Raw genomic sequence first — 12995 nt, 5'->3', positions numbered from 1 at the left:
TTTTCATTTTGCTTAGGATACTGGTTCAGACGGCGCCGAACAGACGCTCCCAGAAAGAGGGCTGGTGCATCGGCTGGATCTTCCCGTACTTCATCATGCGATAGCTCGCATCAGTGTACGAACGCGGGGTGGTCCAGCTGTCCGGACGGCTGCTCCGAAAAGGCATGCTCGACATTGGTCAACTCCTGAAATGAGCACTCTCGTGCGTTGTGCCGTGAAAAATGCACATGTCGCATGGAGAGTTCCCCATGCGCCCACGGGAACGAAACGGGCGTATCGCGAAAACCACGCCAGCCGCGCGAGACCGCCGGGGTTCCCACCGCCACGCAAAATTCGCCTATTGTGATATATAGGACGCTGCGCGCGTCCGCCGGTTACCAGCTGCCGGAATTTTCCATCGACGCCCAGGGTTCTGCCGGGGGCAGCGCCTCGCCCTTCTGGAGCAGTTCGACCGAGATGCCGTCGGGCGAGCGCACGAAGGCCATGTGCCCGTCGCGCGGCGGGCGGTTGATCGTCACGCCGCCGTCCTTGAGCCGCTGGCACGCGGCGTAGATATCGTCGACGCGGTAGGCGAGATGGCCGAAATTGCGGCCGCCGTCGTATTCCTCCGGGTCCCAGTTATAGGTCAGCTCGACCATCGGGGCCTTGTTCTGCCGCGCCTGCGCCTCGTCGCCCGGTGCGGCGAGGAAGACGAGCGTGAAACGCCCTGCCTCCACCTCGGTGCGGCTGACTTCGGTCAGGCCAAGCTTGTTGCAATAGAAATCGAGCGATTCGTCCAGGTCGCGGACCCGGACCATCGTATGAAGATATTCCATGTGCGATTCCCGCTGGTCGGCGTGTGACGAGAGAGGAATGGCAGGGGTGACAGGATTCGAACCCGTGGCCCTCGGTTTTGGAGACCGATGCTCTACCAGCTGAGCTACACCCCTGCAGCCCGAGGGCGCGACTTATGGAATGAGTGCAGCGGGCGCAAGCAAAACTCGCGCGCGAAGGTATGCCCGGCGGCGGATCGTGCTAAGGAAGGTAGAGCAATGCTACCGATCGTCCCACCTCCGGTCCTGCTTAGCGCCTATCGGCAGGGCCTGTTTCCGATGGCCGAGAGCCGCCGCGACCAGGATATCTTCTGGGTCGAACCGCGTGAGCGCGCGATCATCCCGATCGGCGAATTCCACTGCTCGCGCTCGCTCGCGCGCACGATCCGGCGCGAGGTCTTCACGATTCGCGTGGACAGTGACTTCGCGGCCACCGTGCTCGAATGCGCGGCGCCGCGCCGCGGCAAGGACGGCGAGGGCGAAGGCACCTGGATCAGCGGGCGAATCGCCGCAAGCTACCAGCGGCTGCACGAGGTGGGCCATGCCCATTCGATCGAATGCTGGCAGGCTGGCGAACTGGTCGGCGGGGTCTATGGCGTGGCCTTCGACCGGGTGTTCTGCGGCGAAAGCATGTTCAGCCGCCGCCGCGACGGTTCCAAGGTGGCGCTTGCATGGCTGCTCGCGCTGCTGGAGCGTGCGGGATGCGAGCTGTTCGACTGCCAGTTCATGACCGGCCATCTCGCATCGCTGGGCGCGATTCCGATCCCGCAGAGCGAATATCTGGAGCGGCTGGAGAGAGCGCGCGGCACGCAGCGCATCTCGCTGCCCGAGGCGCTGCGCGAAGTGGAGGACGAAGCGCGCGCTCACGCGGCTTCTTCAACGTCCTCTTCAACAACGTCCTCTTCGCCGGGGAAGCTCATCGCGCATTCCTTGACCCACACGTCGTAGACCGGGTGCTCGACCACGTTGAGGCTGGGCGAGTTGCGGAACAGCCAGCCCGAATGGACTTTCTGCCAGGCCGGCTCGCGCTCGTTGCCGCGGCGTTCGCGCACGAAGACCTGCACGAAGGCGCCCTCTTCCTGCGGCAGTTCCCACGGCGCGGTCTTCTCGCAGGCTTCCATGCGGATGACGACATCGCCCGCGCGCACCGCCTCGCCGGGCGACATCTCGAAATCGCGGCTGACATTGTTGCGCTTGTTGAGAAGGCCGATGGTGGCGACACGTTCCGCCATCGGGGTGCCGGTTCCCTCGTCCTCGGCCGCGTCGGGGCGCTCCGCCGATCCGCCCTGTGCCAGCTCTTCGGGCACTTCGGTCTCGATCGGTTCGGGATCGGGCGCATCATTGTCGCACCCGCCAAGCGCCAGCAGGAGAGCGAGGGAGATGGCGGGGATGCGCAGGGACATTACTCGCCCGGTGCCCAGGCCTCGTAATCGCCGCTGGCCGAGGCGCGGCGACCGCCACGCTGCAGTGCGCCGCTCGGCAGGTAGGCATCGGCGGAACCGGTGGCATTGGGCGAATAGTCGGTTTCCCAGATGCGCGGCGGCGGGAGGAAGCTCTCGGGCACCTCTTCGCCCGCCCCGTGCAGCCAGCCGTGCCATTCGGCAGGCACGCGGCTCGCATCATTGGCGCCGTCGTAGATCACCCAGCGGCGCTCGGTTCCGATGTAGGAGCCTGCGGTGGGCACGTGCTTGCGCTTGGGCTTCGCCCGGTAATACTTGTTGCCGAACGCGTCGGTGCCGACATGTTCGCCCCTGCGCGAGGTAAAGATCGCGGTGCCGATGGTGGCGCCGTCCCACCAGGTGAAGATTTTTCCGAGGATGCTCATGACCGGTGGCGAACTAGCCGATCACCTCCGATGCGCCAAGTCTAATCAAACGGTCGAACCAAAGTCGCGGTAGCCAGAACGCGACCGCGTGACGGCCGGTCAGGCCGCCCCTCGGAGGCGTTCGCGAAGCGAACATGCCGCGAGAGAAAGCCAACTTACCATTCGACCCGGTCGCCGGGCTCGATGCCGAGCTCTTCCGCGCGACCGCCGGGAATTTCCAGCACCGCGGACGTCGGCCCGACGGCGGTCACGCTGTCGAGCGAATAGGGCGTGGTCCGCGCCGCGATATTGAGAATCCGCCGGTCGCGCCCGATGAACACGATATCGAGCGGCAGCGGCGTGTTCTTCATCCAGAAGCTGGCGATGTCGCCATCGCGCGGGAAGATCATCGCCTCGTCCGGCCCCAGCTCGGTCCGGAACATGAGGCCGCGTGCCTGCTCTTCCGCCGAGCGCGCGACCTCGGCGGTGAAGCGGTGCGCACCATCGTCGGTCTCGACGGTCACCGGAACCAGCTCTAGCCCCGATACCGGGTGGGTCGCAGACGCCGTGACCGCGCTCGCGTTCTCCCCGCCCTGCTGCGGGGAGCAGGCCATGAGCGCACAAAGAAGAACGCCCGCCGCGCCTTTCGCCGCCCACGTCATTCGCCGTCCCCGAATGCCCATTCTTCCGCTTCTTCCTCGCTTCGGGCGTCGACCATGGCGCGCGCCGCTTCGAAGTCATGACCGGCGCGCACCAGCGCGGCAAGCTGCTTCTCGCGCGTCCGCGGGTCGGGCGGCTCGGCACCGAAGGGCCCCAGCCGCCGCCGGCGGGCGAAGGCGAGTGCGGCCGAGCGCGTCTCCGATTCGCTGGGAGGCGGCAGGTCGATCCGGTCGCTGTCGACACCCGCGTGGTGCAGCGCCTGTTCGACCCGGCGCGCGCCGTATCCGCGCCTCAGCAGCTCGCGCTGGCGCATTTCGGCGAAGGCCTCGTCGTCGATATATCCCAGCTCCACGAAGCGCGCGATCAGCCCATCCACCTGCGGTTCATCGTCGTTCGCCCACCCACGCTCGCGGATCTTGCGCTGCAAATAGTGCTTGAGCTTGGCGGCGGTGGTAGCGTAGCGGCCCGCATAGGCCAGCGCGAGATCACGCAAAGAAACCTCGTCCAGAGGCCGCGCCGGTTTGCGGGGACGCCGTGTCCCCGATCGGGAGGTCGGATGGGATGGGGCCATTGGACATAATGATGCCACACTCCTTGAGGATTGGAACCGCCCTCATGAAGGGAGTGATGAATGTGAAAGAAGAAGGCTCGCCTTCCCGGCCCAAGCGCTCCTGACCGCTGGCCTCAACACTGTTCAGAAAACGGGTTTTGCTCTCTCCTATGCTCACAGAAAAACTGGCCCCGACGCCGAATGATTGCGCGCTTCCGCGCCGTCGCGCGGACTTCGCGACCTTCAGCGAGGCGATCGACTACGCAGCCCTGAGCGAAAAGGGCCTCAATTTCCACGACATGCGCGGCACGCTGGAGCGCGCCTATTCCTATCGCGAGATGCGCGAGGACGCGGTCGGCATGGCCTATCGGCTGGTCGACGCCGGGATCGGCCCGAAGGACCGCGTCGCGCTGATCGCCGAAACGGGCCCCGAATTCGCGGCGCTGTTTAGTGCCTGCATCTTCGCCGGAGCCTGGCCCGTCCCGCTGCCCCTGCCGACCGGGTTCGGCGGCAAGGAAGGCTATATCGATCAGCTTGCGGTCCAGCTCGAAAGCTCGGACCCCAAGATGCTCATCTATCCGCCAGAGATCGAAGAAATGGCGAAGACCGCAGCCGATCGGCAGGGCTGCGAGGGGATCGACTGGGACACGTTCGCCGCGCGCGAGGCGCCCAAGACGGACCTGCCCACCGCGCGGCCGGAAGACATCTGCTACCTGCAATATTCGAGCGGCTCGACCCGCTTCCCCACCGGGGTCGCAGTCACCCACGCGGCGCTGCTCCACAATCTCTACGGCCATGCGCAGGCGATGGACCTCGGCACCGACGACCGCGTGGTCAGCTGGCTGCCGTGGTATCACGACATGGGGCTGGTCGGCTGTTTCCTCAGCGTGATCGCCAACCAGGTGTCGGTCGATTATCTCAAGACCGAGCATTTCGCGCGCCGCCCGCTTGCCTGGCTCGACCTCATCAGCCGTAATCAGGGCAACACGCTCTCCTACTCGCCCACCTTCGGCTACGATATCTGCGCGCGTCGCATTTCCAGCCAGAGCAACGTCGCCGAACGCTTCGACCTGTCGCGCTGGCGCACCGCGGGCAACGGCGCGGACATGATCCGGCCCGACGTCATGCAGAATTTCGTCAACGCCTTTGCCGATGCGGGCTTCAAGGCGTCCGCCTTCACCCCCAGCTACGGCCTGGCCGAGGCGACGCTGGCGGTCACCGTCATGCCGCCGGGCGAAGGTATCCGGGTCGAGCTGGTCGAGGAAGAGCGGCTTTCGGGCGCGCGCCGCAATCTCAACCGCCCGGCCCGCTACCGCGCGATCGTCAATTGCGGCAAGCCGCTGCCCCAGATGGAAGTCGAGATCCGGGGCGAGAACGACGAGATCAAGGGCGATCACCAGATCGGCAAGGTCTGGTGCCGCGGCCCCAGCATCATGCATTCCTACTTCCGCAACGAGGAAGCGACGCGCGACTGCCTCGTGCCCAGCACCGACGGCGGGAGCGCGTGGCTCGATACGGGCGACATGGGTTACATGGCCGATGGCTACCTGTTCATCGTCGGCCGTGCGAAGGACATGATCATCATCAACGGCAAGAACCACTGGCCGCAGGATATCGAGTGGGCGGTGGAGCAGCTGCCCGGCTTCAACCACGGCGACATCGCGGCCTTTGCGGTCGAGCGCGAGGATGGCGAGGAAGCGCCTGCGGTGCTGGTCCACTGCCGCGTCTCCGACCCCGAGGAACGCCGGATCCTGCGCGAACGGATCCGCGAAAAGGTCCAGTCGGTCACCGGCATGGCCTGCCTCGTCGAACTGGTCCCGCCGCGCACGCTGCCGCGGACCTCTTCGGGCAAGCTCAGCCGCGCCAAGGCGAAGCGGCTCTATCTCTCGGGCGAAATCCAGCCCTACAAGCTCGCGGCCTGAGCCACCTTCACTCTTCCGGGCCTCATTCTTCCGGGCGTCAATCTTCCGGGATCGCCCAAGCGGTTTCGATCGCGCCCGTGGCGGTCCCGGCAACCTCTTCCTCGTAATCGACGCCGGTCCGGGCGAGCCTGTCGCGCACGGCATCCAGTTGCGCCTCGCTGCCGCTGAGGCGGATGGGAATGCCCACGCGGCGCTGCGCCCAGATCGTCAAGCCGAGCGCGCTGCGGCCCTCGCCCGTCAGTTCGCCCTCCTCGTCGAAGGGGATCGGCGGCAGCGCGCGAAGCGGCGGCTCGATACGGATATCCCACTCGGGTTCGGTCGCATCGACCCGCCGCTCCAGCTCGCGATAGGTGGCAAGGCCCGCGCCTTCGATCGGGCGCACGGCAACCAGTGCGCGGCGCTGCTGCCGGTCGACCGTGACGGCATCGTCCGGCACGCCCGCGACCATCGCCAGCCGCTGGGCGATCGTGCGCGCGCGCGCCATCGTCGCCTCCTCGCGCTGGCTCGCTTCGCGCAGCTGAAGCCGCTGCGCCTCGACCGCATCGGCGCTTTCGACCTGCATGATCTGCACGCTGACCGGCCGCCCGAGCGCCGCCTCCAGCGAACGGCGCGCGCGGTCTTCGACCTGCGCGGTGCTGTACAGCGTGTCGGTATAGACCTCGGCGGTGACGCTGATCGCGTCGTCGGCGAAGCTCACCGTCGGCTCCACGCTCTGCGCCTTGCCCTCGAACACGTCGACCAGATTGTCGCGGATCGTGCGCTCCGCCTGCGACTCCCACCCGATCTGGTAGAGCGAGAGGCCCAGCGGCACCGACAGCGCCACGAAGGCGCCGAAGATCAGGAAGGCCTGCAGCTGGCTCTGCTTCTCGGTCAGTCTGGTGCTGAAGCCGTAGCCGCGCGCCATCGCGGTCGCGGTGAGCGCAATGGCGGTGAGGTTGGTCACGAACAGCAGCAGCGCGCCCGAAAAGACCGTCATGTTGAGCGTGGCGAGACCGTATCCGACCGCGGCCAGCGGCGGCATCAAGGCGGTCGCGATCGCCACGCCCACGATGGTCCCCTCGCGCCCCCGGATCACCGCATAGGCGCCCGCAATGGCCGAGAAGATCGCCACCATCAGGTCGAACAGGTTGGGCTGCGTGCGTGAGGCGATCTCGGGCGTGACGATCTGGATCGGCGAGAAGACGACCAGCGCGGCGCAGACCAGGATCGCCAGCACGACGCCCAGCACCAGCGATCGGACCGCGCGCCGCAACCACGAGAAATCGCCCACCGCCAGCGCGAAACCGACGCCCATGATCGGATCCATCAGCGGCGCGATGAGCATGGCGCCGATGACGACCGCAGGCGATGACAGCAGCATGCCGAGGATCGCGATCCCGGCGGACATGCACACCATCAGGACATAGCGCGCGGTCAGCTCGCATTCGGCGCGGCGTTTCTCGATCACCGCGGCCTGGTCGACCGTTCCGGAGACCTCGATCGTCCACCACCGGGTGAAGGCGGTGACCACGTAATCGATACCGATCCGCCGTCGCTGCACGGCAGCCGGGTCGGACGATCCGTCGGAAACATCTGCGCCGCTGTTTTCCGGCGCGCTCGAAGGGGTTTGCATAGGCGGGCTTTATCGCGGAAAGTGGCAGGTGCCAAAACTTGAAACACGTGTCTTGTGCGACTAATACAGTCACAGGACCAAAAAGGATTTTGACCGGCATGGCCACGCAGACCGAAACCGCGACCGCAACCGCGCTGAACCTGACCCCGCCCGAACCCATCCCGAGCGTGGATGTGGAGCAGGCGGTCGGGCTGGTCCCGGTCGACGAGGGCAAGAAGAGCGAGCTCGACAGCAAGGTCGACAGCTTCGTCGCCGACCTGCTGGCGCACGACACGCAGTCGCCCGCCTTCAGCAAGCGCGTGGACGAAATCTCCAACATGGGGCGCAAGGAAATCGCGGCGGCGGCGAGCCATTCGAACCGCTTCCTCGACCGCCCGATCCGCGCGATGGACCGCGACCAGGGCGTGGGCGCAAACCTCGCCGAACTGCGCAGCACGGTGGAAGAGCTCGACCCGGCGAAGCGTGGCAAGAGCGGGATCCTCTCCAAGCTGCCCTTCCGCAACAGCCTCAAAAGCTATTTCCGCAGCTACCAGAGCGCGCAGAGCCACATCCAGGCGGTGCTCGACAAGCTCCATTCCGGACGCACCGAACTGCAGAAGGACAATGCGGCGATCGATGTCGAACGGCAAAAGCTGTGGGAGGCGATGGGCAGCCTCGAACAGATGATCCACATCTCCAAGACGCTCGATGCGAAGCTGGAGGAAAAGGCGAACGAGCTCGACGCGACCGATCCGGCCAAGGCCAAGGCGATCCGCGAGACCGCGCTGTTCTACGTCCGCCAGCGCACGCAGGACCTGCTGACGCAGATGGCGGTGAGCGTGCAGGGCTACCTCGCGCTCGATCTGGTCAAGAAGAACAATGTCGAGCTGGTGAAGGGCGTCGACCGCGCGAGCACCACCACCGTCAGCGCGCTGCGCACCGCGGTGACCGTGGCCGAGGCGATGACTAACCAGCGGCTGGTCCTGAAGCAGATCACCGCCTTGAACGACACCACCGCCGGAATCATCGATTCGACCGGCAAGCTGCTGCGCGAACAGACCGGCGAGATCCACCGCCAGGCCGCCGCCAGCACCATCCCGATGGAAACGCTGCAGCGCGCCTTCCAGAACATCTACGCCACGATGGACGAGGTCGACACGTTCAAATTGAAGGCGCTCGATTCGATGAAGCAGACGGTCGACACGCTGTCGGGCGAGGTCGAGAAGTCGAAGGAATACATCGCGCGGGCCGAAAGCCAGGCGCAGGCCCAGGCGCAGATCGACGCCTCCGAAGAATCGCTGCTCAAGCTGGAGGGGTAAGGCGACGCAATGAACGACCTGACCCGAGACAGCGAGCGATTGCTCAGCGACAGCCGCCAGCTGCTGATCGACAACCGGGTCGGCGGCCGCCATCGCCGGGTCGCCCCGATCGGACGCGAGTCGGCGGCGGTGCGCAATCGCCACCGGCTGAAGAAACTGCGCAACATCGCCATCGCGGCGGTGGCGATCTTCGCCATAGCAATCCTCACGGGCCTCGTGATCGACGGGATCGGTTTCCTCGGCATCGTGCTGACGTTCTTCGCGCTGATCGCGGCAGCGGGCATCTTCTCGGTCTATCCGCGCATCTCGATCCCGCAGGCGGGCGATCTCAACAAGGGCACCCCGCGCCAGATGGTGGCGCGCACCGAATTGTGGCTGGAGCAGCAGCGCCCCGCCCTGCCCGCGCCCGCGGTGCAGCTGGTCGACGACCTCGGCGTAAAGCTCGACATTCTGGGTCAGCAGCTCGAAACCGCGCCTGCGGGCCATGACGCGATCCGCGACATCCGCGAACTGGTGGGCGAGACGCTGCCCGAAATGGTCCAGTCCTACACCCGCGTCCCCGCCGCCATGCGGCACCAGGAGCATGTCGGGGCGACCGCGGACGAGCGGCTGATCGAAGGCCTGAGCAAGATCAGCGGCGAGATCGACGCGATCAATCGCAAGATCGCCGACGGCGCGCTCGACGACCTTGCCGTGCAGACCCGCTATCTCGGCTATCGCTACGGCGATGGCGCGGCGTCCGGCGCCGACGGGGCGGCGCAAGGCTGATGCGCGTTCCGATCAAGCACGACCTGCCGAAGGAAGAGGTCCGCCGCCGCCTGCGCGAGCGGATGCCCGAACTGCCCGAGCACATGCCCGGCGGCGCGGCGGAGATGTCGTCCGAATGGCCCAGCGAGGACTGCATGAAGCTGGCCGTCACCGCGGTGGGCCAGACGGTGCGCGTCGCGATCGAGATCGAGGAAAAACAGGTGATCGTCGACCTCGACCTTCCGCCGATGCTGTCCTTCTTCAAGCCGCTCATCGCGGCGGCGGTGGCTGACAAGGGCACCAGGCTTCTTTCCGGGCCCGACAGTGATCGGGGCACAAAATCCTGACTTGATAATTGTTACTGGCGGAACTTACGTCTCTTTAGGGCCTTCTTGCTATTTATGGGCTTTCGCGAGTGGTGCCGCGGAGCTAGGTTTTGGGTCGGTTAAAGAGGAACGCGCGAATGTCTGCCAGGTGCGACCATGCACCCGCGCTGCGCGCGAAATTGCGCGCCGCCACACAGGATCATCATCAATCGCTCGACACCGCGCTGGGTCGTCTCGACCTCGCGGAGCGGGAGGATTACGTGCGTTTCCTGACGGTCCAGGCGCGCGCGCGCGCGGGGGTGGAGACGTGGCTTGCGCGTTACTGCCCGCCCGAGTGGATGCCGCCTTCGCAGGCCGCAGCCCTAGAGCGAGATATCTCCGATCTCGGCCATGCGCCGCTCCGCACCACGCCCGCCTTCGCGCATGGTGACGAAGGCCCGGTCGCATGGCTCGGCGCGGCATGGGTGCTGGCGGGATCCTCGCTCGGCAACCGGATGATGGAGCGCGATCTTTCCGCGCGTGCGCCGTCCGGCTGGCCGATGGCGTTCCTGCGCGACAGCGCGATGCCCGCCTATTTCAAGGCGCTGCGCCCGCTGCTCGAAGCGATCGACGTGAACCCAGGCGCCGAACGCACGGCGACGGCGGTGTTCGACCATTTCATGGCCGAAGCCCGGCAGCAGCTCGATAAGGTCGCGGCATGAGCGCTGCCGAGATGCAAGTCGATCTAACGAGCTGCGATCGCGAGCCGATCCACCAGCTCGGGCATATCCAGCCTTTCGGCGCGATGCTGGTCGTCTCGTCCGACTTCTTCATCGCGCATCATTCTGCCAACGCGGCCGAATTCCTGGGTCTGGAGCGGATCGCACAGGGAGAGCAGTTCGATCTGCTCCTGCCCGCCGAAACGCTTGCCGCGCTACGCGAGGCGGCGAACCGGCTGGCCGAACCCGACGATACCGAACGGCTGTTCTCGATCGCGCTCGACGCAAATTCCTCCGAGCGTTTCGACTGTTCGGTCCACCGCAGCGGTGGCCAGCTGGTGCTCGAGTTCGAGCGGCACGATCCGGCGGGCTTCGGCAACCACATCGCATCGATCCGCCCGATGATGGCCGGCCTCGATGCCATCGGCAATGTCGACGACCTGTGCCAAGCGGCCGCAAAGCGCCTGAAAGCGCTGCTCGAGTTCGACCGGGTGATGGTCTACCGCTTCCACCCCGACGGGTCGGGCGAAGTGGTGGCGGAAGCGCGCGAGAAGGAAGTCGATAGCTATTCGGGCCTGCGCTATCCCAAGAGCGACATTCCCCAGCAGGCGCGCGAGCTCTACCTGCGCAATCGCCTGCGGATCATCGCCGACGTGACGGACACGCCGGTTCCGATCGTGCCCGGCAAGCAGTTCGGGGGCGAGCCGATCGATCTCAGCCTCTCCACGCTGCGTTCGGTGTCGCCGATCCATATCGAATATCTGCGCAACATGGGCGTGCGTGCTTCGCTTTCGATCTCGATCATCGTGCGTGGGCGCCTGTGGGGCCTGTTCGCGTGCCACCACTATCGCCCGCGCGCGCTCGCATTCTCGAACCGCACCGCCGCCGAAGTCTTCTCGCAGATCTTCTCGCTGACGCTCGACCGCGCGCTGCACGATCAGGGCGAGGCGCGCCGCGCGCTGGGGCAGAGCCTGCACGAGCGGCTGATGACCCGCCTCGCCGAAGGCGCCTCGCTGCGCGACACGCTGACCCAGGTCGGCGCCTCGATCGGCGAATCGATCCCGCACGACGGCGCGAGCATCTTCATCGACGGCGAATATGTCGCGACCGGCCACGCGCCGAGCGAGGAGGAATTCGCCGCGATCGTCCCCGCGCTGCGCTCCGGGCCGGCGGGCAAGATCCTCGCCACCAATGCGCTGGCGCAGGAGATCGACGCAGCGAGCGCCTTCGATTCGCGCGCCGCGGGTGCGATGATCATTCCCGTATCGCGCAGCCCGCGCGATTTCTTCGTGCTGTGGCGGCGCGAGCTCAAGCAGGTGATCACTTGGGCGGGCAATCCCGAAAAACCCGTCGAAGCGGGCCCGCAGGGTGACCGCCTGACCCCGCGCAAGAGCTTTGCCGCATGGCAGCAGACGGTCGAGGGGCGCAGCGCCGACTGGACCCAGCCCGAGCGCGATCTTGCGGAAACGCTGCGGATCACGCTGCTGGAAGTGATCCTGCGCCTGACCGACGCCGCTGCGCAGGATCGCAAGCGCGCGAACGAGCAGCAGGACCTGCTGATCGCGGAGCTCAACCACCGCGTGCGCAACATCCTCAATCTCATCCGCGGCCTCGTGAACCAGTCGCGGCACGAAACCGGCGATGCGGCCACGCTGACCAAGCTGATCGGCGGCCGGATCGGCGCGCTGGCGGCCGCGCACGACAACCTCACGCGCGACAATTGGGGCCCGACCTCGCTCAAGAAGCTGCTCGAGGAGGAGGCCGAGGCCTATCTGGGTTCGAAGACCGCGCGCCTCGCGGTCGAGGGGCACGACGTCCTGATCGTTCCGCAGGCCTATACGGTGCTGGCGCTGGTGTTGCACGAGATGGTCACCAATTCGGCGAAATACGGCAGCCTTTCGGACAATTCCGGCGACCTGCTGATCACGCTCGAGCGCAACGACGACCGCGACCTGATCCTCGGCTGGAGGGAGCGCGGCGGGCCGCCGGTCCAGGCGCCCAGTCGGCGCGGTTTCGGCACCACCATCATCGAAAAGTCGATCCCGCACGAGCTGCACGGGGAGGCCGATGTCAATTTCGCAGTGGGCGGACTGGAGGCGCGCTTCGTCGTGCCTGCGCGCTTCCTGGAGGAAGCGGAAAAGGATCACGAAATGACCAGCCATGTGGAACATACCGATGGCGGACCCGGTAGCGGCAGCCCCGGCAGCATCCCCAAGCGCGTGCTCCTGATCGAGGACAACATGATCATCGCGCTCGATACGGAGGAAATGCTGCGCGAGCTCGGCGTCGAGGACGTCCTGGTTTCCGGCAGTGTAACGCAAGCGCTGCGTGCGATCGAGAAGGACCGGCCCGATTTCGCGGTGCTCGATTTCAACCTCGGCGAGGAATCGAGCGAACCGGTGGCGCGCGAACTGGCCCGCACCGGCGTGCCCTTCGTCCTCGCGACCGGTTACAGCGCCAAGGAAGTCCGTTTCGAGGAACTGGGCGCGCGCGCGATCCTCAAGAAACCCTACGACAAGGCGGATCTGGGCAAGGCGCTCGCCGGCGACGACGCCTGAGCCACCCC

The 12995-nt window shown here is 66.3% G+C and carries 14 protein-coding genes and 1 tRNA gene; 7 read left to right on the top strand and 8 right to left on the bottom strand.

Annotated elements, in window-relative coordinates; all coding sequences use genetic code 11:
• Positions 1-25 precede the first annotated feature (25 nt).
• From DL238_RS16060 to DL238_RS05360, 3 genes are all read right to left on the bottom strand, one after another.
• On the bottom strand, positions 26-175 hold the full coding sequence (locus DL238_RS16060; RefSeq protein WP_181883833.1) for a hypothetical protein: 150 nt from the start codon (positions 173-175) through the stop codon (positions 26-28).
• A 199-nt stretch (positions 176-374) separates the two neighbouring features.
• The gene (gene gloA / locus DL238_RS05365; RefSeq protein ID WP_115491321.1) at positions 375-815 is read right to left on the bottom strand and encodes a lactoylglutathione lyase; all 441 of its coding nucleotides are present in this window, start codon (positions 813-815) and stop codon (positions 375-377) included.
• Positions 816-853: 38 nt separating this feature from the next.
• Positions 854-929 (bottom strand) — tRNA-Trp (locus DL238_RS05360).
• Positions 930-1031: 102 nt separating this feature from the next.
• On the opposite strand from DL238_RS05360, the gene aat reads away from it, so the two are divergent.
• Positions 1032-1760, top strand: a complete 729-nt coding sequence (gene aat, locus DL238_RS05355) for a leucyl/phenylalanyl-tRNA--protein transferase (RefSeq protein WP_181883832.1) — start codon at positions 1032-1034, stop codon at positions 1758-1760.
• Here the strand turns inward: aat and DL238_RS05350 are convergent.
• From DL238_RS05350 to DL238_RS05335, 4 genes are all read right to left on the bottom strand, one after another.
• Entirely contained in the window at positions 1676-2215 is a 540-nt protein-coding gene (locus tag DL238_RS05350; RefSeq protein ID WP_115491319.1) for a DUF2155 domain-containing protein, read from the bottom strand. The two genes, aat and DL238_RS05350, sit on opposite strands and share 85 nt — an antisense overlap.
• Positions 2215-2637, bottom strand: a complete 423-nt coding sequence (locus DL238_RS05345) for an NADH:ubiquinone oxidoreductase subunit NDUFA12 (RefSeq protein ID WP_115491318.1) — start codon at positions 2635-2637, stop codon at positions 2215-2217. Before DL238_RS05345 ends, DL238_RS05350 begins: the two co-directional genes overlap by 1 nt.
• 155 nt (positions 2638-2792) lie before the next feature.
• Positions 2793-3278 (bottom strand): DUF192 domain-containing protein, encoded by a 486-nt coding sequence (locus DL238_RS05340; protein WP_115491317.1) that lies wholly within the window; start codon positions 3276-3278, stop codon positions 2793-2795.
• Positions 3275-3769, bottom strand: coding sequence for a regulatory protein RecX (locus tag DL238_RS05335; RefSeq protein WP_115491316.1), 495 nt, complete (start codon positions 3767-3769; stop codon positions 3275-3277). The genes DL238_RS05340 and DL238_RS05335 overlap by 4 nt, the downstream gene beginning before the upstream one ends.
• A 227-nt stretch (positions 3770-3996) precedes the next feature.
• Between DL238_RS05335 and DL238_RS05330 the strand changes: the two genes are divergently transcribed.
• Positions 3997-5748, top strand: a complete 1752-nt coding sequence (locus DL238_RS05330) for a fatty acyl-AMP ligase (RefSeq protein ID WP_115491315.1) — start codon at positions 3997-3999, stop codon at positions 5746-5748.
• 37 nt (positions 5749-5785) lie between these two features.
• Here DL238_RS05330 and DL238_RS05325 read toward each other — a convergent pair whose 3' ends face one another.
• On the bottom strand, positions 5786-7360 hold the full coding sequence (locus tag DL238_RS05325) for a TIGR00341 family protein (protein ID WP_115491314.1): 1575 nt from the start codon (positions 7358-7360) through the stop codon (positions 5786-5788).
• 98 nt (positions 7361-7458) lie between these two features.
• On the opposite strand from DL238_RS05325, the gene DL238_RS05320 reads away from it, so the two are divergent.
• The 5 genes from DL238_RS05320 (at position 7459) to DL238_RS05300 (ending at position 12987) form a co-directional block, all read left to right on the top strand.
• A complete protein-coding gene (locus DL238_RS05320; RefSeq protein WP_115491313.1) occupies positions 7459-8658 on the top strand; it encodes a toxic anion resistance protein in 1200 nt (399 codons plus the stop codon).
• 9 nt (positions 8659-8667) lie between these two features.
• The gene (locus tag DL238_RS05315) at positions 8668-9426 is read left to right on the top strand and encodes a hypothetical protein (RefSeq protein WP_115491312.1); all 759 of its coding nucleotides are present in this window, start codon (positions 8668-8670) and stop codon (positions 9424-9426) included.
• On the top strand, positions 9426-9752 hold the full coding sequence (locus tag DL238_RS05310; RefSeq protein ID WP_115491311.1) for a polyhydroxyalkanoic acid system family protein: 327 nt from the start codon (positions 9426-9428) through the stop codon (positions 9750-9752). Before DL238_RS05315 ends, DL238_RS05310 begins: the two co-directional genes overlap by 1 nt.
• Before the next feature lie 116 nt (positions 9753-9868).
• The gene (locus DL238_RS05305) at positions 9869-10432 is read left to right on the top strand and encodes a biliverdin-producing heme oxygenase (RefSeq protein ID WP_115491310.1); all 564 of its coding nucleotides are present in this window, start codon (positions 9869-9871) and stop codon (positions 10430-10432) included.
• Positions 10429-12987, top strand: a complete 2559-nt coding sequence (locus DL238_RS05300; RefSeq protein WP_115491309.1) for an HWE histidine kinase domain-containing protein — start codon at positions 10429-10431, stop codon at positions 12985-12987. Before DL238_RS05305 ends, DL238_RS05300 begins: the two co-directional genes overlap by 4 nt.
• Positions 12988-12995 lie beyond the last annotated feature (8 nt).

The sequence above is a fragment of the Alteriqipengyuania lutimaris genome, from assembly GCF_003363135.1.
GTDB classification, from domain to species: Bacteria; Pseudomonadota; Alphaproteobacteria; order Sphingomonadales; family Sphingomonadaceae; genus Alteriqipengyuania; species Alteriqipengyuania lutimaris.
Note: the sequence above shows the minus strand (reverse complement) of the source record. Positions and strands in the feature narration are given on the sequence as shown.